We start from the raw sequence: 20,381 nt of genomic DNA, 5'->3' as shown, positions 1-20,381 counted from the left end.
CTTATGTCGTCAATCCTGGGCTATCACTCTGCGCATCCAGCAAGGCCATGAAGGCGCGCGCGGCATTCGACAGTGTCCGCTCGGTGTGCAGGATATAGCCTAGCTGGCGAGTCAGTTGTATGCCTGGCAACGGAATGCGGGCCACCTGGTCATCGAGCATGGTTCGGGGCAGGACACTCCAGGCCAGGCCGATGGAGACCATCATTTTGATGGTTTCCAGGTAATTGGTGCTCATGGCGATGTTCGGCGTCAAGCCCTGGGCTTCGAACAGGCGCTGGACGATATGGTGGGTAAAGGTATTACCGCCTGGAAAAACCGCCGGGTGATGGGCAATGTCCTTGAGGCTGACCGGGCCGTGGCTGACCAACGGATGTTCGAGGGCGACGACGAAATCCAGCGGGTCGTCCCACACCGGCACGGCGCGCACCAGGCCATGGGGTTCCGGTGCCAGGGTGATGACCGCGAGTTCGGCGCGGCCGTGGAGGATTTCTTCGTAGGCGACCTCCGAATCGAGGAACTGGATATCCAGCGCCACCTGCGGATAACGCCGGGTAAAGGCCCGTAACAGGGGCGGCAGGCGGTGCAGGCCGATATGATGGCTGGTAGCCAGAGTCAGCCGGCCGCTGACTTCGCCGGTCAGGTTGGTCAGCGCCCGGCGGGTGTCGTCCAGCACGTTGAGAATCTGATAGGCGCGTGGCAGCAGGGCCCGGCCGGCCTCGGTCAGGCCGATTTCGCGACCCAGGCGATCGAACAGGCGGACATTGAGCTGCTGCTCAAGGCCGGCGATGCGTTTGCTGATTGCCGGCTGTGTCAGGTGCAGGCGCTCGCCGGCGGCGGAAAAGCTGCCGGTCTCGGCGACGGCAATAAATGCATTGAGATTGGCGAGATCCATGGTCTGTATTCCAGATAGTTATCCAAAGCATAAAAAATATGAATTTGAGTTATTCACTCTAACCCCATAGCATCGACCTCACAAGCCAAGGGGTTATTGAGAACAGTCATCAATAACCCGGGGCATAGAAACAAGTTGATGAGGAAACGTCTGATGGCCGGCAAAACGCTTTACGACAAGCTCTGGGATTCTCATGAAGTGAAACGGCGCGACGATGGGTCGTCGCTGATCTATATCGACCGTCATATCATCCATGAAGTGACTTCGCCCCAGGCTTTCGAAGGCTTGCGCCTGGCCGGGCGCAAGCCTTGGCGTGTCGACTCGATCATCGCCACCCCGGACCACAACGTGCCGACCACCCCGGAGCGCAAGGGCGGGATCGAGGCGATTGTCGACCAGGTGTCGCGTTTGCAGGTACAGACCCTCGACGATTACTGCGATGAATATGGCATCACCGAATTCAAGATGAATGACGTGCGTCAGGGTATCGTCCACGTGATCGGCCCGGAGCAGGGCGCGACCTTGCCGGGCATGACCGTGGTCTGCGGTGACTCCCATACCTCGACCCACGGCGCCTTTGGTGCCTTGGCCCACGGTATCGGCACCTCCGAGGTCGAGCACGTATTCGCCACCCAGTGCCTGGTGGCCAAGAAGATGAAGAACATGCTGGTGCGGGTCGAAGGCACCTTGTCGTTTGGCGTGACCGCCAAGGACATCGTCCTCGCCGTGATCGGCAAGATCGGTACCGCCGGCGGTAACGGCCATGCCATCGAGTTCGCCGGCAGCGCGATTCGCGACCTGTCGGTCGAAGGCCGCATGACCATCTGCAACATGTCCATCGAAGCCGGTGCCCGCGTCGGCCTGGTGGCCGCCGATGAAAAGACTGTGGCTTACGTCAAGGGCCGTCCTTTCGCACCGAAGGGCGCGGAATGGGACCTGGCCGTCGAAGCCTGGAAAGACCTGGTTTCCGACGTCGATGCGGTGTTCGACACCGTGGTCGAACTGGATGCCGCACAGATCAAGCCGCAGGTCAGCTGGGGTACTTCGCCGGAAATGGTCCTGGCGGTTGACCAGAACGTGCCGGACCCGGCCCGCGAGCCTGATCTGGTCAAGCGTGGCTCGATCGAGCGCGCCTTGAAGTACATGGGTTTGACCGCCAACCAGGCGATCACCGACATCCAGTTGGACCGCGTCTTCATCGGCTCCTGCACCAACTCGCGGATCGAAGACCTGCGTGCGGCGGCGGTGATCGCCAAGGGCCGCAAGGTCGCCTCGACCATCAAGCAAGCGATTGTCGTGCCGGGTTCGGGCCTGGTGAAAGCCCAGGCCGAGGCCGAAGGCCTGGACAAGATCTTCCTCGAAGCCGGTTTCGAATGGCGCGAGCCGGGTTGCTCGATGTGCCTGGCGATGAACCCGGACCGCCTGGAAAGCGGCGAACATTGCGCCTCGACGTCCAACCGGAACTTCGAAGGGCGCCAGGGCGCCGGTGGTCGCACGCACCTGGTGAGCCCGGCCATGGCCGCCGCCGCCGCCGTGAGCGGTCGTTTTGTCGACGTTCGTGAATTGATCTGAGGAGCGCAGCATGAAAGCCTTTACCCAGCACACCGGTCTTGTCGCGCCTCTGGATCGTGCCAACGTCGACACCGACCAGATCATTCCCAAGCAGTTTTTGAAGTCGATCAAGCGCACCGGCTTCGGTCCCAACCTGTTCGACGAGTGGCGCTACCTGGACGTGGGTTATGCCTACCAGGACAACTCCAAGCGGCCGTTGAACAAGGATTTCGTGTTGAACGCCGAACGTTACCAGGGTGCCAGTGTATTGCTCGCCCGGGAAAACTTCGGCTGCGGTTCCAGCCGTGAGCACGCGCCATGGGCCCTGGAGGAGTACGGTTTCCGCAGTATCATTGCGCCGAGCTACGCCGATATATTTTTCAACAACAGCTTCAAGAACGGCCTGTTGCCGATCATCCTTGGCGACAATGAAGTCGACGAGCTGTTCCAGCAGGTCGAGGCCAATCCGGGTTACCAGTTGACGGTCGACCTGCAGGCCCAGACCGTGACCCGCCCGGACGGCAAGGTCTACCACTTCGAAGTCGATGCGTTCCGCAAGCATTGCCTGCTCAACGGCCTGGACGATATCGGCCTGACCTTGCAGGACGGCGAGGCGATCGCGGCGTTCGAAGCCAAGCACCGGACCAGCCAGCCGTGGTTGTTTCGCGACGCCTGATTTGAGGTAGGCAGGGCCGGCCTCTTCGCGGCGATGCGGCGCCCCGACAAGCTCCGCTCCCACAGTCTTCTGTCGTTCGCCGATTTTGTTCGACGCAACACTGTGGGAGCGGAGCTTGCCCGCGAAGACGGCCTGATCGGCAATACACAACGTTCGGCAAAAAGGATAACCCCATGACCGGCAAAGCTCACACCGCAGTCGTTCAAAAGCAATTCGGCGAACAGGCCAGCGCTTACCTGAGCAGCGCCGTGCACGCCCAGGGCGCTGAGTTCGCCCTGCTCCAGGCCGAACTGGTCGGACGCTCCGAGGCCCGGGTCCTGGACCTGGGGTGCGGCGCCGGCCACGTAAGTTTCAATGTCGCCCCGCTGGTCAAGAAAGTGGCCGCCTACGACCTCTCGCAGCAAATGCTCGACGTGGTCGCGGCTGCCGCTACCGAGCGCGGCCTGAACAATATCACCACCGTGTGCGGCGCGGCCGAGCGCCTGCCGTTCGCCGACGGCGAGTTCGACTTCGTCTTCAGCCGTTACTCGGCGCACCACTGGAGCGACCTGGGCCAGGCCTTGCGCGAAGTGCGCCGGGTCCTCAAGCCCGGCGGCGTGGCGGCCTTTATCGACGTCATGTCCCCCGGCAGCCCTTTGTTCGACACCTACCTGCAAAGCGTCGAGGTTTTGCGCGACACCAGCCATGTCCGCGATTATTCGGCGGGCGAGTGGTTGCGTCAGGTCAACGAGGCCGGGCTGCACGTACGCAGCACCCAGCGTCAGCGCCTGCGCCTGGAGTTCAGCTCCTGGGTCGAGCGTATGCGCACCCCGCAACCACTGCGGGTGGCCATTCGCGATTTGCAGCAGGCAATGGGCGCGGAAGTGCGAGAATATTTCGAGATCGAGGCCGATGGTTCGTTCAGCACGGATGTCCTGGTGCTGTGGGCCGAGCGATAGACTTTTTCCAGGCGCGCCCGTGAGCATGGGCGCGCCGACAGATGACATGAGGAACGCATGAGCAAGCAGATTCTGATTCTCCCAGGCGACGGTATCGGTCCGGAAATCATGGCCGAAGCGGTCAAGGTGCTGGAGCTGGCCAACGAGAAGTACAGCCTCGGTTTCGAACTGAGCCACGACGTGATCGGCGGCGCGGCCATCGACAAACACGGCGTGCCCCTGGCCGACGAGACCCTGGAGCGTGCCCGCGGCGCCGATGCGGTGCTGCTCGGCGCCGTCGGCGGGCCGAAGTGGGACAAGATCGAGCGGGATATCCGTCCTGAGCGCGGCCTGCTGAAAATCCGCGCGCAACTGGGCCTGTTCGGCAACCTGCGTCCGGCGATCCTCTACCCGCAACTGGCCGACGCTTCCAGCCTGAAGACGGAAATAGTCGCCGGCCTGGATATCCTGATCGTCCGTGAACTGACCGGCGGTATCTACTTCGGCGCGCCACGCGGCACCCGCACGCTGGATAATGGCGAGCGCCAGTCCTACGACACCCTGCCGTACAGCGAAAGCGAGATCCGCCGCATTGCCCGGGTCGGTTTCGACATGGCGCGGGTGCGCGGCAAGAAGCTCTGTTCGGTGGACAAGGCCAACGTCTTGGCCTCCAGCCAGCTGTGGCGTGAAGTGGTCGAGCAGGTTGCCCTGGATTACCCGGACATCGAACTCAGCCACATGTATGTCGACAACGCCGCCATGCAACTGGTGCGGGCGCCGAAGCAGTTCGACGTGATCGTCACCGACAATATGTTCGGCGACATCCTGTCCGACGAAGCCTCGATGCTCACCGGCTCCATCGGTATGCTGCCGTCGGCGTCCCTGGATGCCCATAACAAAGGTATGTACGAGCCGTGCCACGGCTCTGCGCCGGACATTGCCGGGCAGGGCATCGCCAACCCGCTGGCGACCATCCTGTCGGTGTCGATGATGCTGCGTTACAGCTTCAATCTGCACGAGGCGGCGCAGGCGATCGAGACCGCGGTCAGCCGTGTGCTGGACCAGGGCTTGCGTACCGGCGACATCTGGTCGGCCGGTTGCACTAAAGTCGGTACGCAGGAAATGGGCGACGCAGTAGTCGCCGCGCTGCGGAATCTGTAATCTCTCGGGCCCACCGCCTCTTTCATCCCCGGAAGCGGTGACCCACTTTTGTAAAAGGTGTAGTTGCGATGAAACGTGTAGGTCTGATCGGTTGGCGCGGTATGGTCGGTTCCGTGCTCATGCAGCGGATGCTGGAAGAGCAGGATTTCGACCTGATTGAGCCGGTGTTTTTCACCACCTCCAATGTCGGCGGCCAAGGCCCGTCGGTGGGCAAGGATATTGCTCCGCTGAAGGATGCCTACAGCATTGAAGAGCTCAAGACCCTCGACGTGATCCTGACCTGCCAGGGCGGCGACTACACCAGCGAGGTTTTCCCCAAGCTGCGCGAAGCCGGCTGGCAGGGCTACTGGATCGACGCCGCGTCGAGCCTGCGCATGCAGGACGATGCAGTGATCATCCTCGACCCGGTCAACCGCAAGGTCATCGACCAGCAACTGGATGCCGGCACCAAGAACTACATCGGCGGCAACTGCACCGTCAGCCTGATGCTGATGGGCCTTGGTGGCTTGTTCGAAGCCGGGCTGGTGGAGTGGATGAGCGCCATGACCTACCAGGCGGCCTCCGGTGCCGGCGCGCAGAACATGCGTGAGCTGATCAAGCAGATGGGCGCGACCCACGCGGCGGTCGCCGATGAACTGGCCAACCCGGCCAGTGCCATCCTCGACATCGACCGCAAGGTGGCCGAGGCCATGCGCAGCGAAGCCTACCCGACCGAGAACTTCGGCGTGCCGCTGGCCGGCAGCCTGATCCCGTGGATCGACAAGGAACTGCCGAACGGCCAGAGCCGCGAAGAGTGGAAGGCCCAGGCCGAGACCAACAAGATCCTCGGTCGCTTCAAGAGCCCGATCCCGGTGGACGGTATCTGCGTGCGCATCGGCGCCATGCGTTGCCACAGCCAGGCGCTGACCATCAAGCTGAACAAGGACGTGCCGATCGCCGATATCGAAGGGTTGATCAGCCAGCACAACCCCTGGGTCAAGTTGGTGCCGAACCAGCGCGAAATCAGCATGCAGGAGCTGAGTCCGACCAAGGTCACCGGTACGTTGAATATCCCGGTGGGCCGTCTGCGCAAGCTGAACATGGGCTCGCAGTTCCTTGGTGCCTTCACCGTGGGCGACCAACTGCTGTGGGGCGCGGCCGAGCCGCTGCGGCGCATGCTGCGGATCCTGCTGGAGCGTTGATCCGCCGAGGCTTTGAAAAAAACCGCGTCTCGTCAGAGTCGCGGTTTTTTATTGGCAGGTTTCGGTTGGCGCAACCCCTTGTGGCGAGTGGGCAAGCCCACTCGCCACAAGGGGTGACCTACGGGCATTCAATTGCCTGACCGTTCAGTCACGGGTAAAGTGCCGCTCCCCCCCGTTTCACCTGAGGTCATCCCATGAGCCAGTCCTTTGATATTGCCGTGATCGGCGCCACCGGCACCGTCGGCGAGACCCTGGTGCAGATCCTCGAGGAGCGCGATTTTCCGGTGGCCAACCTGCACCTGCTGGCCAGCAGCGAGTCGGCGGGGCATTCGGTGCCCTTTCGGGGCAAGAACGTGCGGGTGCGCGAGGTCGACGAGTTCGACTTCGGCAAAGTCCAGTTGGTGTTCTTCGCCGCCGGTCCCGCGGTGACCATCAGCTTTGCCCCGCGCGCGACGGCGGCGGGCTGTACGGTGATCGACCTGTCCGGTGCCTTGCCCGTGCCCCATGTCGTGCCGGAAGCCAATCCCGAGGTGCTGGCGAGCCTGGGCAAGCCGGTGCAGGTCGGCAGCCCGAGCGCCGCTGCCACGGCACTGGCGGTGGTACTGGCGCCGCTCAAGGGCCTGGATATCCTGCGGGTCAACCTGACGGCCTGCCTGGCGGTGTCGAGCCAGGGCCGCGAGGCGGTGACCGAGCTGGCCCGACAAACGGCGGAGTTGCTGAACGTCCGTCCGCTGGAACCGCGTTTTTTCGATCGGCAGATGGCCTTTAACCTGTTGGCCCAGGTCGGCAAACCGGACGCCCTGGGGCATGTTGCGCTGGAAAAACGCCTGGTCAGTGAACTTCGTGAACTGCTCGCGGCACCTTTGTTAAAAATTTCAGTGACTTGCATTCAAGCCCCGGTGTTTTTCGGCGATAGCTATAGTGTCTCTTTGCAAACCGCCGCCGAAGTTGATCTGGCCGCGGTGAACGCTGCGCTGGAAACAGCGGCGGGGATCGAGCTGGTGGAAGCCGGCGACTATCCGACGGCGGTGGGTGACGCGGTGGGGCAGGATGTGGTTTATGTCGGACGGGTACGTGGCGGTGTGGACGACCCGTGCGAGTTGAATCTGTGGCTGACAGTCGACAATGTGCGCAAAGGTGCGGCATTGAACGCTGTGCAACTGGCAGAGCTGTTGATAAAAGACCTGCTGTAAAAGATACTTGGCGGCAATTTGCAGAATGATTCTAGCCTGACGCTATGCTCAGGCTGGTTGCTGGAGGTGAACCTGTCCTCGGGCATTTGCAAGGGCGTCGGCTGAAACCGCGCGCTGCGGCGATGTTTTCAAGGGCGCGCACACTGCCGAAAGGCGGGCGACACCACCTTCTCGCTAGCCGAGGAATGCACAAACAAAGGAAGAGGCTATGGTTCAAGTTCGCAAACTGGTGTTAGCAATAGCGGCCGCTTCGGCGCTGTCTTCCGGTATGGCACATGCGCTTGGGCTGGGGGAAGTGACCCTCAAGTCAACTCTGAACCAGCCGTTGCTGGCGGAAATCGAATTGCAGGATGTCAGTGGCCTCAGCGCCTCGGATATCGTTCCGAGCCTGGCCTCGCCGCAGGCTTTCGCCGACGCCGGGGTCAGTCGCCAGGATTTCCTCAACGACTTGACCTTCACTCCGGTGATCAATCCCAGCGGTCGCAGCGTGGTGCGGGTCACCTCGAGCAAGCCGCTGTCCGAAGCCTATGTACGCTTCCTGGTGCAGGTGCAGTGGCCCAACGGTCGGCTGATGCGCGACTACAGCGTGTTGCTCGATCCGTCGAAATACGCCCCGCCCGCCGATGCCGCCAAGCCCGCCGTCGCAGCCGCCAAGGCACCGGCCGCGCCTGTCGCGCCGGTCACCGCACCGACCAAGGCCAAGCAATACACCACCGGCCCCAAGGACACCTTGTGGGACATCGCCTTGAAGGAGAGCAACGGCGCTTCCGTGCAGCAGACCATGCTGGCGATCCAGGCGCTGAACCCGGGAGCTTTCCTTGACGGCAACATCAACCGCCTGAAGACCGGCCAGGTGCTGCGCCTGCCTGATCGGGTGGAAAGCCGCGCGCTGGCGCAGCCCCGGGCGATTGCCGAGGTGGCCGCGCAGAATGCCGCCTGGCGTGCGGGGCGGCGCTCGGTGCATGGTGGCAAGCAGCAGATCGATGCCACTCGACACAAGGGGGCCGAGGGCGCTCTGGCCAAGGCTGCTGGCAAGGACAACCTGAGCCTGGTCTCCGCCGAATCCGGCAAGAAACACGGCAAAGGCGCCGCCGGTGACAACAAGGCCTTGAACAACAAGCTGGCGGTGACCCAGGAAAGCCTGGACACCACCCGGCGCGACAACGCCGAGCTGAAAAGCCGGATGGAAGACCTGCAAAGCCAGTTGGACAAGTTGCAGCGCCTGATTCAGCTGAAGAACGACCAGTTGGCCAAGTTGCAGGCCGAAGGTTCGCCGGCCGCAGCGGCCCCGGCCAATGCCATGTCGGCCCAGTTGGCCGCCAAGCCGGAGGTGGCGCCTGTGGTGGCGCCGGCCGCCGAGGTGGCCAAGCCGGCGCCGGTTGCAGCGCCGATCCAGCCAGACAGCGCCGTGGCGCAGGAGCGCAAGCTCGATGACCTGCTGTCCAGTCCGATCCTGATGGGCTTGCTGGCCGGTTCCGTGGTGCTGGTGTTCCTCCTGCTCCTGTTGTTCCTCGCGCGTCGTCGCAAGGCCAAGCAGGAAGCGGAAAAGCACCTGCGTATGGCTCGGGCGCTAAACGAGGAAAGCGGCTTTTCCGAAGAGCTGGATATGCCTGAAAGCAGCTTCGAGGGTCTGGAGGTCCCTCCGCCCAGCGTAAAGCTGGCACCCGCTCCGGCCCCGGTCCCGGCCGCTGAGCGTCCTACCGATGTAGTGGACCAGGCTAACCTGCATATCCAGCGCGGTCACCTGAACCAGGCGGCCGGCTTGCTTGAAGAAGCGGTGAAGTACGAACCGCAGCGTACCGATGTGCGCTTGAAATTGATGGAAGTCTACGGTCTGCAGGGTGATCGGGATGCCTTCATCGCCCAGGAACGGCAGTTGCCGGCCGGCCAACACCAGGCCGAGGTCGAGCAGCTCAAGAGTCGTTTTCCGTCGATGATCGCCGTTGCGGCGGTGGCGGGACTCGGGGCAGCGGCGGTGGCGGCTGAACTGAGCGAGGATTACGTCAAGGAGTTGCTGGCAGATGAACCGCCGGCTCCAGCTCCAGCTCCAGCTCCAGCCCCGGCCCCGGCTGCGGCCCCGGCCCCGGCTGCGGCCTCGGCCCCGGCGGCGGATGATCTTTTCGACAGTGATTTCGACCTGAGCCTGGATGATCTCGAAGCGGCTTCGCCGGCGCAGGTGGCGCCGGCCAAGGTGGACCTGGATGACCTGCAGCTGGATGACGACCTGAGTTTCGAATCGATTCTGGGGCAGCAGGCAGGGGCCACGCCGGCCCTGGATGACGATCTGAGTTTCGACTCGCTGCTGGAGCAGCCGGCCCCGGCCAAGCCGGCTCTCGACGACCTGGCGGATTTCGACCTGGACCTGGGCGGGGAGGCGCCGCTGTCGACTTCGGCGGATGAAGATTTCCTGCTGAGCCTGACCGAAGACCTGAAGGATTCCGACGCCGAGGTCCCGACCCTGGGCACGGGCGGTCTGGATGATCTGGATCTGCCGGCGGATTTCGATCTGTCGTTGGCGGACGAGCTGGAGGCGCACGCCGGCCCGAATGCTTTCACCGACGAGCTGGATGACGTCAACGCCGAGCTGGATCGTTTGTCCCAGAGCCTGGAGCAACCGCCGCTCGCGGCACCGAGCCTGGCGGCTGGCGAATTGCCCGAGGACGAGTCGTTCGACTTCCTGTCGGGTACCGACGAAGCGGCCACCAAGCTCGACCTGGCCCAGGCCTACATGGACATGGACGACAGCGATGGGGCGCGGGATATCCTCGCCGAGGTGCTGAACGAAGGCAGCGAAGCGCAGAAGAACGAAGCGCGAGAGATGCTCAAACGCCTGGCTTGATCGGCGCTTCAACAACAACGGCAGCCCCAGGGCTGCCGTTGTTGTTTGTAGCTCGCCACGATCCTTGCGCCGGTTTGCTGGCGACAGCGGTTCAAGCCCCACGACATCTGCCGCTGGGATGAACTAAAAGTCCCTCACGCATGGCGTCTCGGCCGGCTGGCCTTATAATGCCCGCCTTTGCGTAAACCAGCAGGCTGTGAGTTCTTGGCAAATATAGATAACCCGATCGCCGAAATGGCGGCCGACGGCTTTTTCAGGATCGCCCTGGGCGTCGAGTACAAAGGCTCGCGCTATCGCGGCTGGCAGCGTCAGGCCTCCGGTGTGCCGACGGTGCAGCAGACCCTGGAAGAAGCCTTGTCGAAAGTGGCGGATTCGCCGGTTTCGCTGATGTGCGCCGGGCGCACCGATGCCGGCGTGCATGCCTGTGGCCAGGTGGTGCACTTCGACACTCGCGCCGAACGCTCGCTGAAGGCCTGGGTCATGGGTGCCAATATCAACCTGCCCCATGACGTCAGCGTCAGTTGGGCGCAGGTGATGCCGGCGCACTTCCATGCACGTTTCAAGGCCATCGCCCGGCGTTATCGCTATGTGATCTACAACGACCAGATCCGTCCGGCCCACCTGAACGAAGAAATCACCTGGAACCACCGCCCGCTGGATGTCGAGCGCATGGCCGAGGCCGCCCGCCACCTGATCGGCACCCATGACTTCAGCGCTTTCCGTGCCGGCCAGTGCCAGGCCAAGTCGCCGATCAAGGAAGTGCACCACCTGCGGGTCACCCGCCACGGCAAGATGATCGTCATCGATATCCGTGCCGGGGCCTTCCTGCATCACATGGTGCGCAATATCGCCGGGGTGCTGATGACCATCGGTGCGGGCGAGCGGCCGGCGGAGTGGGCCAGGGAAGTCCTGGAAAGTCGGGTCAGGCGCACTGGCGGCGTCACCGCGCATCCGTTCGGCCTGTACCTGGTGCAGGTGGAGTATCGCGACGAGTTTGCCCTGCCGCAGCGTTACATCGGGCCGCACTTTCTCACCGGGTTCTCGGAACTTGACGGCTGACGCCCGGAAAAGCATTTGCTACCATCCGGGACTTTCTCGGCAAAATACCTGGGGTTTTTACGATATGCCCGCCGTTCGCAGCAAAATTTGCGGGATTACCCGCATTGAAGATGCGTTGGCCGCCGTCGACGCCGGGGCCGATGCGATTGGTTTTGTGTTCTATGCGAAAAGCCCGCGAGCGGTGACGGTCCGGCAGGCGCGGGCGATTATTGCCGCCTTGCCACCGTTCGTGACCACCGTCGGCCTGTTCGTCAATGCCAGCCGCTGCGAGCTGGGGGAAATCCTCGACGCGGTGCCGCTGGACCTGTTGCAGTTTCATGGCGATGAAACCCGCGAGCAGTGCGAGGGTTATCACCGTCCCTATATCAAGGCGTTGCGGGTCAAGGCCGGTGACGATATCGCCGCGGCTTGCGAGGCTTACCCGAGCGCCAGCGGGATTCTCCTCGATACCTATGTGGAAGGCGTTCCCGGGGGAACCGGCGCCGCGTTCGACTGGTCCCTGGTACCACAGGGCCTGAGCAAACCGATTATCCTCGCCGGCGGCCTGACCGCCGACAACGTGGCGGAGGCGATTGCCCGGGTCAAGCCCTATGCCGTGGATGTCAGTGGCGGAGTGGAGCAGGGCAAGGGCATCAAGGATCGTACCAAGATCGAGGCGTTCATGCGGGCCGTACGCGGTTGCGCAGCGCCAATGTGACGGCTGGCAGCCTGCCGCCGTCCATGCATACCGCCGCAGAAAACAGGCGGGCCCGGTTGTCCGACGGGCCGAAAACGAATTGGAGAAAGAAAGCATGAGCAACTGGTTAGTAGACAAACTGATCCCTTCGATCATGCGTTCCGAGGTGAAGAAAAGCTCGGTGCCTGAAGGTCTGTGGCACAAGTGCCCATCGTGCGATGCGGTGCTCTATCGTCCGGAACTGGAAAAGACCCTGGACGTCTGCCCCAAGTGCAACCACCACATGCGCATTGGTGCGCGTGCCCGCATCGATATCTTCCTCGACGCCGAGGGTCGCGTCGAACTGGGTGCGGACCTGGAGCCGGTGGACCGCCTGAAATTCCGTGACGGCAAGAAGTACAAGGATCGCCTGACCGCGGCCCAGAAGCAGACCGGCGAAAAAGACGCCCTGGTGTCCATGAGCGGCACCCTGCTGGGCATGCCGGTGGTGGTTTCCGCCTTCGAATTCTCGTTCATGGGCGGCTCCATGGGGGCCATCGTCGGCGAGCGTTTCGTCCGTGCCGCCAACTATGCCCTGGAAAACCGCTGCCCGATGATCTGCTTCGCCGCTTCCGGTGGTGCGCGGATGCAGGAAGCGCTGATTTCGCTGATGCAGATGGCCAAGACTTCGGCCGTTCTGGCGCGCTTGCGGGAAGAAGGCCTGCCGTTCATCTCGGTGCTGACCGACCCGGTCTACGGCGGTGTGTCCGCGAGCCTGGCGATGCTTGGCGATGTGATCGTCGGCGAACCCAAGGCGCTGATCGGCTTCGCCGGCCCGCGCGTGATCGAGCAGACCGTGCGCGAGAAGCTGCCTGAAGGCTTCCAGCGCAGCGAGTTCCTGCTGGAGCACGGTGCCATCGACATGATCATCGCCCGCCAGGAACTGCGTCCGCGCCTGGGCAACCTGCTGGCGCAGATGATGGGCCTGCCGACGCCCGAGTACATTGCCGTGCCGGTCGAAACTGTGATTGTCCCGCCGGTGCCTGCAAGCCTATGACCGAACGTACCCTGGGCGAGTGGCTCGCCTACCTGGAGCAATTGCACCCATCGGCCATCGACATGGGGCTGGAGCGCTCGCAAGAGGTAGCGAACCGCATGGGGCTGGGCAAGCCGGCGCCTCGGGTAGTGACCGTGACCGGCACCAATGGCAAGGGCTCGACCTGCGCCTTTGTCGCCTCGTTGCTGCGAGCACAGGGACTCAAGGTTGGCGTCTATAGCTCGCCGCACCTGCTGCGCTACAACGAGCGTGTGCAGATCAACGGGGTCGAGGCGACGGACGCGCAGTTGTGCGAAGCCTTCGTCGCCCTGGACGCCGGGCGTGGCGAGACCTCCCTGACCTATTTCGAGATGGGTACGCTGGCCGCACTCTGGCTGTTCGAGCGCGCGGGCCTGGATGTGGTGGTGCTGGAAGTCGGTCTGGGCGGGCGCCTGGACACGGTCAACGTGGTGGATGCCGATCTGGCGCTGGTGACCAGTATCGGTGTGGATCATGCCGAATACCTGGGCAACACCCGTGAGTCGGTGGCGTTCGAAAAGGCCGGGATCTTCCGTCCGGGCGTGCCCGCGCTGTGTGGCGACCTGAGCCCGCCGCAGCCGCTGCTGGACAAGGTCCGCGAGCTGGGCTGCCCGTTCTTCCTGCGTGGTCGGGATTTCGATCTCGGTCTTACCGATGCGAACTGGCAGTGGCGTGGCGTCGATCTCCAGGGGCAGGTGGTCGAGTTGCATGACTTGCCGCTGCTTGACCTGCCCATGGAAAACGCCGCCCTGGCCCTGCAGGCCTATCTGCTGATGGATCTGCCATGGCAGCCGGAGCGGATTGCCCGGGCGCTGCAAGATGCCCGTATTGTGGGGCGCCTGGATCGGCGTAAGCTGACCTGGCAAGGCCGGTCGCTCAGCCTGATGCTGGATGTCGGGCATAATCCCCATGCCGCCGAATACCTGGCCGAGCGCCTGGCGCGCAGCCCCTTGAAGGGGCGGCGCCTGGCGGTGTTCGGGTTGTTGTCGGACAAGGACCTCGAGGGTGTGGTTGCACCGCTTCAGCGGCATGTCCAGCATTGGGCGGTGACGTCCTTGCAGACGCCGCGCAGCCGCCCGGCCACCGACCTGCAGGTCGCCTTGGTCGCGCGCGGTGCTTCGGTGAGCGTTTACGCGAGTGTCGCCGCTGCGTTGGAAGGGCAATGTGCCCAGGCTGGCGTCGATGACGAGATTCTGTTGTTCGGATCGTTTTTTTGTGTTGCCGAGGCGCTGGAGTGGCTGGCCCGGCGCGCCACGGAGGAGGCTGCCAATGGCAATGCTGGATAAGGCGTACAAGCAACGGATGGTCGGTGCACTGGTGTTGGTGGCGTTGGCGGTGATCTTCCTGCCGATGCTGTTTTCCCGCCAGGACGAGCAGCGTCAGGTGCGTGTCGAGGCACCCACGGCGCCCCAGGCCTCGGCGCTGCCACAGGTCAAGGTCGAGCCGGTAGCGGTTCCCGAGCCGCAGGCGTTGCCCCAGGAGCCGGTTCCGAGCGATGACGAGCTCGAGCAGACCCCGGTGCCTGTCGCGCCGGCACCGGCAGCCAAGCCTGTCGCTCCGGCCGTGGTGGCCAAGCCGGCAGCCCCGGTTGCTGTCGCCAAGCCAGCTCCGGCGCCGACGCAAACGCCGGCGCAGGTGGTTGCGGTGGCGCCGTCCAAGCTCGATACCACGCAAAATCGCGTGGATCCCAACGGCCTGCCGATCAGTTGGTCGGTGCAGTTGGCCAGCCTGTCCAGTCGCGACAGTGCCGAAAGCCTGCAAAAAAACCTGCGCAGCCAGGGTTACAACGCCTATATCCGTTCCGCCGATGGCAAGAACCGGGTATTTGTCGGTCCGCTGATCGAGCGCGCCGAGGCCGATCGGCTGCGTGACCTGCTGGGTCGCCAGCAGAATCTGAAGGGCTTTGTCGTGCGTTTCCAACCGGAGCGCGGTTAAGCCAGCGGCTTTGTATCGAAATGCTCTGACAATCGCCTTACCAGTGGGGCGGCGCTCTGCTAAAATGCGCCGCCTTATCCGTCTGTAGGCTGCACTGTGCCATTTACCTGGGTTGACTGGGCGATTATTGCGGTAATCGTCGTTTCTGCGTTGATCAGCTTGAGCCGTGGTTTCGTCAAGGAAGCCCTGTCCCTGCTCACCTGGATCATTGCCGGCGCGGTCGCCTGGATGTTCGGTGGCTCGTTGTCGGTGTACCTGACCGACTATATCCAGACACCTTCGGCGCGCGTGATCGCGGGCTGTGCAATCATGTTCGTTGCCACCCTGCTGGTGGGTGCCATGATCAACTATCTTATCGGCGAACTGGTTCGCGTCACCGGCCTGTCCGGGACCGATCGCTTCCTCGGCATGGCCTTCGGCGCCGCGCGTGGCGCGTTGCTGGTGGTGGTGGCCGTCGGGCTGCTGAGCCTGGGGCCGGTCCAACAGGATTCGTGGTGGCAGAGCTCCCAGCTCGTGCCAAAATTTCTATTGGTCGCCGACTGGTCCAAGAACCTCATCCTGGGGTGGAGCAGTCAGTGGCTAGCCAGCGGAATCAGCGTACCCGCTGATCTTCCGTTCAAGGAGCATCTCTTGCCGGCCAAAACGCCGCAGTAAGGGCTGTTCAGTTCAGATTCATTAAGTAGGGGTTGCGTCGCATGTGTGGCATCGTCGGTATCGTCGGTAAGTCGAACGTCAATCAGGCGCTGTATGACGCGCTAACCGTGCTCCAGCACCGCGGCCAGGACGCTGCCGGTATCGTGACCAGCCATGATGGCCGGTTATTCCTGCGCAAGGACAACGGCCTGGTCCGCGATGTATTCCATCAGCGGCACATGCAGCGCCTGGTCGGCCACATGGGTATCGGCCATGTGCGCTACCCGACCGCCGGCAGTTCGACCTCGGCTGAAGCCCAGCCGTTCTATGTCAACTCGCCATACGGCATCACCCTGGCGCACAACGGCAACCTGACCAACGTCGAACAGTTGGCCAAGGAAATCTACGAGTCCGATCTGCGCCACGTCAACACCAACTCCGACTCGGAAGTGTTGCTCAACGTGTTCGCCCACGAGCTGGCCCAGCGTGGCAAGCTGCAACCGACCGAAGAGGACGTGTTCGCCGCGGTGACCGACGTGCACAACCGTTGTGTCGGTGGCTATGCGGTAGTGGCGATGGTGACCGGCTACGGTATCGTCGGTTTCCGCGATCCCCATGGCATCCGCCCGATCGTGTTCGGCCAGCGTCACACCGACGAAGGCGTCGAGTACATGATCGCTTCCGAAAGCGTGTCCCTGGATGTGCTCGGTTTCACCCTGATCCGCGACCTGGCACCGGGCGAAGCGGTGTACATCACCGAAGACGGCAAGCTGCATACCCGGCAGTGCGCGACCAATCCGTCGCTGACCCCGTGCATCTTCGAACACGTCTACCTGGCGCGTCCGGATTCGATCATCGACGGTGTGTCGGTTTACAAGGCGCGCCTGCGCATGGGCGAGAAGCTGGCGGAGAAGATCCTGCGCGAGCGTCCGCAGCATGACATCGACGTGGTCATCCCGATCCCGGACACCAGCCGTACCTCGGCCCTGGAGCTGGCGAACCACCTGGGCGTGAAGTTCCGCGAAGGCTTTGTGAAGAACCGCTATATCGGCCGCACCTTCATCATGCCGGGCCAGGCGGCGCGGAAGAAATCCGTGCGCCAGAAGCTCAATGCCATCGAGCTTGAATTCCGTGGCAAGAACGTCATGCTGGTGGACGACTCCATCGTGCGCGGTACCACCTGCAAGCAGATCATCCAGATGGCCCGCGAAGCCGGCGCGAAGAATGTCTACTTCTGCTCGGCGGCCCCGGCGGTGCGTTACCCGAACGTCTACGGCATCGATATGCCAAGCGCCCACGAACTGATCGCCCACAACCGTACGACCCAGGACGTGGCGGATCTGATCGGCGCCGACTGGTTGATCTACCAGGACCTGCCGGACCTGATCGAGGCCGTCGGTGGTGGCAAGATCAAGATCGAGAACTTCGATTGCGCGGTGTTCGACGGCAAGTACGTCACCGGCGACATCGACGAGCACTACCTGGCCAAGATCGAGCAGGCGCGTAACGATGCGTCCAAGGTCAAGACCCAGGCGGTCAGCGCGATCATCGACCTGTACAACAACTGAGTAAAAGCCGGCTCCGGGGTGTGGCCGCGGTCCTGAAAACACCGCATCCCCTGTAGGGGCCGGGCATCCATGCAAGCCCTGTTTCTGCAGGGGTGTCCTTGCGAGGGGCCGGTTTTAATCTTCAAGAGAATCGAGCAAGGAGTGGCAGCATGAGTCAGGAATGGGATGCCGGTCGGTTGGACAGCGATCTCGAGGGCGTGGCCTTCGACACCCTGGCCGTCCGCGCCGGTCAGCACCGCACGCCGGAAGGCGAGCACGGCGACCCGATGTTCTTCACTTCCAGCTATGTGTTCCGCACCGCCGCCGATGCGGCGGCGCGTTTCGCCGGAGAAGTGCCGGGCAACGTCTATTCGCGCTACACCAACCCCACCGTGCGCTCGTTCGAAGAGCGTATCGCGGCCCTGGAAGGGGCGGAACAGGCGGTGGCCACCGCTACCGGCATGGCCGCGATCATGGCCGTGGTCATGAGCCTGTGCAGTGCCGGCGACCATGTGCTGGTCTCGCGCAGTGTGTTCGGTTCCACCATCAGCCTGTTCGAGAAGTACTTCAAGCGCTTCGGCGTTGAAGTCGACTACGTGCCATTGGCCGACTTGTCCGGCTGGGACGCGGCGATCCGGGCGAATACCAAGTTGCTGTTCGTCGAGTCGCCGTCCAATCCGCTGGCCGAACTGGTGGATATCGCCGCGTTGGCCGAAATCGCCCACGCCAAGGGCGCGATGCTGGTGGTCGACAACTGCTTCTGCACACCGGCCCTGCAACAGCCGTTGAAGCTGGGGGCGGACATCGTCGTGCATTCAGCGACCAAGTTCATCGACGGCCAGGGCCGGTGCATGGGCGGCGTGGTCGCCGGGCGTGGCGAGCAGATGAAGGAAGTCGTCGGGTTCCTGCGTACCGCCGGGCCGACCCTCAGCCCGTTCAACGCCTGGATCTTCCTCAAGGGCCTGGAAACCCTGAACCTGCGCATGCGCGCCCACTGTGCCAATGCCCAGGCCCTGGCCGAGTGGCTGGAGCAGCAGGACGGCATCGAGAAGGTCCATTACGCCGGTCTCAAGAGTCATCCGCAGCACGAGCTCGCCCAGCGCCAGCAGCGCGGCTTCGGCGCGGTGGTGAGCTTCGAGGTCAAGGGCGGCAAAGAGGGCGCCTGGCGCTTTATCGACGCCACCCGGTTGATCTCGATCACCGCCAACCTGGGTGACAGCAAGACCACCATCACCCACCCGAGCACCACCTCCCACGGCCGCCTGGCGCCGCAGGAACGTGAGGCCGCGGGGATTCGCGACAGCCTGATCCGTGTCGCCGTCGGCCTTGAAGATGTCGCCGACCTGCAAGCCGACCTGGCCCGCGGGTTGGCGGCCTTGTGATCGAGTGGTCCCTGGACGCGGCCGTTGCCAACAACGGCCGCGTCGCCCTGGTAACGGGCGCGGCGCGCGGCATTGGCCTGGGGATTGCGGCCTGGTTGATCAGTGAAGGCTGGCAGGTGGTGCTCACCGATCTCGATCGTGGCCGGGGCGGCAAGGTCGCCCGGGTCCTGGGTGAGAATGCCTGTTTTATTGCCATGGACGTGGCTGACGAAGCCCAGGTGGCCCAGGGCGTTGCCGAGGTATTGGGGCGTTTCGGCCGGATCGATGCGCTGGTGTGCAACGCGGCGCTTGCCGACCCGCACAACAGCACCCTGGAAAGCCTCGACCTGGCGCACTGGAATCGTGTGCTGGCGGTCAATCTCGGTGGGCCGATGTTGTTGGCCAAGCACTGTGCGCCTTACCTGCGGGCCCACTGCGGCGCGATCGTCAACCTGGCTTCCACCCGCGCGGCGCAGTCGGAACCCGACAGTGAGGCCTATGCAGCGAGCAAGGGCGGCCTGCTGGCCTTGACCCATGCCCTGGCCATCAGCCTCGGGCCGGAGATCCGCGTCAACGCGGTCAGCCCGGGTTGGATTGATGCGCGTGATCCCTCGCTACGGCGGGCCGAGCCGTTGAGCGATGCCGATCATGCCCAGCATCCGGCCGGCCGGGTAGGCACGGTCGAGGATGTGGCGGCGCTGGTGGCGTGGCTGCTGTCGAGGAATGCGGGGTTTGTCACCGGCCAGGAGTTCGTGGTTGACGGCGGCATGAGCCGCAAGATGATCTACCGGTAGGCAAGCTTGCTCGCGATGGACGTCAACGATAACGCGGGAAGTCTGCCGGCCCGCAGTGTTCCGGCTACCATCGCGAGCAAGCGCGCTCCCGCAGAGAGCGGGGCTTGATGGCCTTGCCTGTGACACGAATCTGTCTTTTTATGAAAAACTTCAAGCAGGCTATTGACTTAGGTCCGCTACCTGCGTAAATTTCGCGGCCTCAACGAAGCAAAGGGTGATTAGCTCAGCCGGGAGAGCATCTGCCTTACAAGCAGAGGGTCGGCGGTTCGATCCCGTCATCACCCACCAATCGTTGAGTTTCTCGCAAGAGAATCGGATGTTCCGCAAGGAGCTTCCAACCGACGCGCAGCGGTAGTTCAGTCGGTTAGAATACCGGCCTGTCACGCCGGGGGTCGCGGGTTCGAGTCCCGTCCGCTGCGCCATATTTGTACAGATCGCCTCGCGCGGTCTGCGATCGGAAAGCACCGAAGCTTGTCGATCACGGGTTTCAGGATTCAAAGGTTTCAACGGACGCAAGTCCGAGCGATACGCAGCGGTAGTTCAGTCGGTTAGAATACCGGCCTGTCACGCCGGGGGTCGCGGGTTCGAGTCCCGTCCGCTGCGCCATACACCGCTTCAAGGCCCTTGAACTCCTTGAAGCAAAAGAAAATGCCCCGGCTTGCCGGGGCTTTTTTTTGCCTGTTTTTTGCCAATGGCCCCTGCGCTTCTTGCACTGATTTGCAGCGCTCCTCTCCTCGTTGCTTTATGACATCTTCACTGTCCGCCAGATGTTTGAACAGTGTCATGTAACTTGCTGCTTTGCTGTTTATTTGCAAGTTACAAACTTCCCCTGTTGTTCGCCGCTGATCCGGAACTTCGTGGTTGTCCGATCTCGGATTATTCCTATGTTTTCGGCCCCACCCTTTGACTAGA

Annotated in this window: 17 protein-coding genes and 3 tRNA genes; 19 read left to right on the top strand and 1 reads right to left on the bottom strand. The window is 63.1% G+C overall.

The window, feature by feature from the left end:
• Position 1: 1 nt before the first annotated feature.
• Positions 2-892 carry a LysR family transcriptional regulator gene (locus tag M5B96_RS14890; protein WP_248797426.1) on the bottom strand — a complete coding sequence of 297 codons (891 nt, stop codon included), beginning with the start codon at positions 890-892 and terminating at the stop codon, positions 2-4.
• Between the two features lie 153 nt (positions 893-1,045).
• Here M5B96_RS14890 and leuC point away from each other — a divergent pair, with 153 nt between their 5' ends.
• The 19 genes from leuC to M5B96_RS14795 all read left to right on the top strand — a co-directional run bounded on the left by leuC (position 1,046) and on the right by M5B96_RS14795 (position 20,075).
• Positions 1,046-2,464 carry a 3-isopropylmalate dehydratase large subunit gene (leuC, locus tag M5B96_RS14885; protein WP_248797425.1) on the top strand — a complete coding sequence of 473 codons (1,419 nt, stop codon included), beginning with the start codon at positions 1,046-1,048 and terminating at the stop codon, positions 2,462-2,464.
• A 10-nt stretch (positions 2,465-2,474) separates the two neighbouring features.
• Entirely contained in the window at positions 2,475-3,119 is a 645-nt protein-coding gene (leuD, locus tag M5B96_RS14880) for a 3-isopropylmalate dehydratase small subunit (protein ID WP_248797424.1), read from the top strand.
• Between the two features lie 173 nt (positions 3,120-3,292).
• Positions 3,293-4,057: a class I SAM-dependent methyltransferase gene (locus tag M5B96_RS14875; protein ID WP_248797423.1), complete on the top strand. Its 765-nt coding sequence runs from the start codon at positions 3,293-3,295 to the stop codon at positions 4,055-4,057.
• Between the two features lie 57 nt (positions 4,058-4,114).
• A complete protein-coding gene (gene leuB / locus M5B96_RS14870) occupies positions 4,115-5,197 on the top strand; it encodes a 3-isopropylmalate dehydrogenase (RefSeq protein WP_248797422.1) in 1,083 nt (360 codons plus the stop codon).
• Between the two features lie 68 nt (positions 5,198-5,265).
• The gene (gene asd / locus M5B96_RS14865; protein WP_248797421.1) at positions 5,266-6,378 is read left to right on the top strand and encodes an aspartate-semialdehyde dehydrogenase; all 1,113 of its coding nucleotides are present in this window, start codon (positions 5,266-5,268) and stop codon (positions 6,376-6,378) included.
• Positions 6,379-6,572: 194 nt separating this feature from the next.
• Positions 6,573-7,571, top strand: coding sequence for an aspartate-semialdehyde dehydrogenase (locus M5B96_RS14860; RefSeq protein WP_248797420.1), 999 nt, complete (start codon positions 6,573-6,575; stop codon positions 7,569-7,571).
• A gap of 208 nt (positions 7,572-7,779) precedes the next feature.
• A complete protein-coding gene (locus M5B96_RS14855; RefSeq protein ID WP_248797419.1) occupies positions 7,780-10,410 on the top strand; it encodes a FimV/HubP family polar landmark protein in 2,631 nt (876 codons plus the stop codon).
• A 234-nt stretch (positions 10,411-10,644) separates the two neighbouring features.
• Positions 10,645-11,469, top strand: coding sequence for a tRNA pseudouridine(38-40) synthase TruA (gene truA, locus M5B96_RS14850; RefSeq protein ID WP_248797627.1), 825 nt, complete (start codon positions 10,645-10,647; stop codon positions 11,467-11,469).
• A 64-nt stretch (positions 11,470-11,533) separates the two neighbouring features.
• Positions 11,534-12,166 (top strand): phosphoribosylanthranilate isomerase, encoded by a 633-nt coding sequence (locus tag M5B96_RS14845; RefSeq protein WP_248797418.1) that lies wholly within the window; start codon positions 11,534-11,536, stop codon positions 12,164-12,166.
• A gap of 94 nt (positions 12,167-12,260) precedes the next feature.
• A complete protein-coding gene (gene accD, locus M5B96_RS14840; RefSeq protein ID WP_248797417.1) occupies positions 12,261-13,181 on the top strand; it encodes an acetyl-CoA carboxylase, carboxyltransferase subunit beta in 921 nt (306 codons plus the stop codon).
• Positions 13,178-14,485 carry a bifunctional tetrahydrofolate synthase/dihydrofolate synthase gene (gene folC / locus M5B96_RS14835; protein WP_248797416.1) on the top strand — a complete coding sequence of 436 codons (1,308 nt, stop codon included), beginning with the start codon at positions 13,178-13,180 and terminating at the stop codon, positions 14,483-14,485. Before accD ends, folC begins: the two co-directional genes overlap by 4 nt.
• Positions 14,469-15,134, top strand: a complete 666-nt coding sequence (locus M5B96_RS14830; protein WP_248797415.1) for an SPOR domain-containing protein — start codon at positions 14,469-14,471, stop codon at positions 15,132-15,134. Before folC ends, M5B96_RS14830 begins: the two co-directional genes overlap by 17 nt.
• A gap of 96 nt (positions 15,135-15,230) precedes the next feature.
• Positions 15,231-15,788 carry a CvpA family protein gene (locus tag M5B96_RS14825; protein ID WP_248797414.1) on the top strand — a complete coding sequence of 186 codons (558 nt, stop codon included), beginning with the start codon at positions 15,231-15,233 and terminating at the stop codon, positions 15,786-15,788.
• 41 nt (positions 15,789-15,829) lie between these two features.
• A complete protein-coding gene (purF, locus tag M5B96_RS14820) occupies positions 15,830-17,335 on the top strand; it encodes an amidophosphoribosyltransferase (protein WP_100942976.1) in 1,506 nt (501 codons plus the stop codon).
• 149 nt (positions 17,336-17,484) lie between these two features.
• The gene (locus tag M5B96_RS14815) at positions 17,485-18,696 is read left to right on the top strand and encodes an O-succinylhomoserine sulfhydrylase (RefSeq protein WP_248797413.1); all 1,212 of its coding nucleotides are present in this window, start codon (positions 17,485-17,487) and stop codon (positions 18,694-18,696) included.
• Between the two features lie 11 nt (positions 18,697-18,707).
• Entirely contained in the window at positions 18,708-19,469 is a 762-nt protein-coding gene (locus M5B96_RS14810) for an SDR family oxidoreductase (RefSeq protein WP_263859585.1), read from the top strand.
• A 212-nt stretch (positions 19,470-19,681) separates the two neighbouring features.
• Positions 19,682-19,757 (top strand) — tRNA-Val (locus tag M5B96_RS14805).
• 57 nt (positions 19,758-19,814) lie between these two features.
• Positions 19,815-19,891 (top strand) — tRNA-Asp (locus M5B96_RS14800).
• A gap of 107 nt (positions 19,892-19,998) precedes the next feature.
• Positions 19,999-20,075 (top strand) — tRNA-Asp (locus tag M5B96_RS14795).
• The last annotated feature ends 306 nt before the right edge of the window (positions 20,076-20,381 follow it).

Origin of the sequence: Pseudomonas sp. MWU13-2105 (genome assembly GCF_023242315.1) — a bacterium.
Classification (GTDB): Bacteria; Pseudomonadota; Gammaproteobacteria; order Pseudomonadales; family Pseudomonadaceae; genus Aquipseudomonas.
Note: the sequence above shows the minus strand (reverse complement) of the source record. Positions and strands in the feature narration are given on the sequence as shown.

Excerpts from the sequence above, each read along its gene's own strand:
- purF (WP_100942976.1), top strand. The coding sequence starts at position 15,830 with ATGTGTGGCATCGTCGGTATCGTCGGTAAGTCGAACGTCAATCAGGCG.
- M5B96_RS14875 (WP_248797423.1), top strand. The coding sequence starts at position 3,293 with ATGACCGGCAAAGCTCACACCGCAGTCGTTCAAAAGCAATTCGGCGAA.
- M5B96_RS14855 (WP_248797419.1), top strand. The coding sequence starts at position 7,780 with ATGGTTCAAGTTCGCAAACTGGTGTTAGCAATAGCGGCCGCTTCGGCG.
- M5B96_RS14860 (WP_248797420.1), top strand. The coding sequence starts at position 6,573 with ATGAGCCAGTCCTTTGATATTGCCGTGATCGGCGCCACCGGCACCGTC.
- asd (WP_248797421.1), top strand. The coding sequence starts at position 5,266 with ATGAAACGTGTAGGTCTGATCGGTTGGCGCGGTATGGTCGGTTCCGTG.
- M5B96_RS14815 (WP_248797413.1), top strand. The coding sequence starts at position 17,485 with ATGAGTCAGGAATGGGATGCCGGTCGGTTGGACAGCGATCTCGAGGGC.
- folC (WP_248797416.1), top strand. The coding sequence starts at position 13,178 with ATGACCGAACGTACCCTGGGCGAGTGGCTCGCCTACCTGGAGCAATTG.
- truA (WP_248797627.1), top strand. The coding sequence starts at position 10,645 with ATGGCGGCCGACGGCTTTTTCAGGATCGCCCTGGGCGTCGAGTACAAA.
- M5B96_RS14845 (WP_248797418.1), top strand. The coding sequence starts at position 11,534 with ATGCCCGCCGTTCGCAGCAAAATTTGCGGGATTACCCGCATTGAAGAT.
- M5B96_RS14830 (WP_248797415.1), top strand. The coding sequence starts at position 14,469 with ATGGCAATGCTGGATAAGGCGTACAAGCAACGGATGGTCGGTGCACTG.
- leuD (WP_248797424.1), top strand. The coding sequence starts at position 2,475 with ATGAAAGCCTTTACCCAGCACACCGGTCTTGTCGCGCCTCTGGATCGT.
- leuB (WP_248797422.1), top strand. The coding sequence starts at position 4,115 with ATGAGCAAGCAGATTCTGATTCTCCCAGGCGACGGTATCGGTCCGGAA.
- accD (WP_248797417.1), top strand. The coding sequence starts at position 12,261 with ATGAGCAACTGGTTAGTAGACAAACTGATCCCTTCGATCATGCGTTCC.
- leuC (WP_248797425.1), top strand. The coding sequence starts at position 1,046 with ATGGCCGGCAAAACGCTTTACGACAAGCTCTGGGATTCTCATGAAGTG.
- M5B96_RS14890 (WP_248797426.1), bottom strand. The coding sequence starts at position 892 with ATGGATCTCGCCAATCTCAATGCATTTATTGCCGTCGCCGAGACCGGC.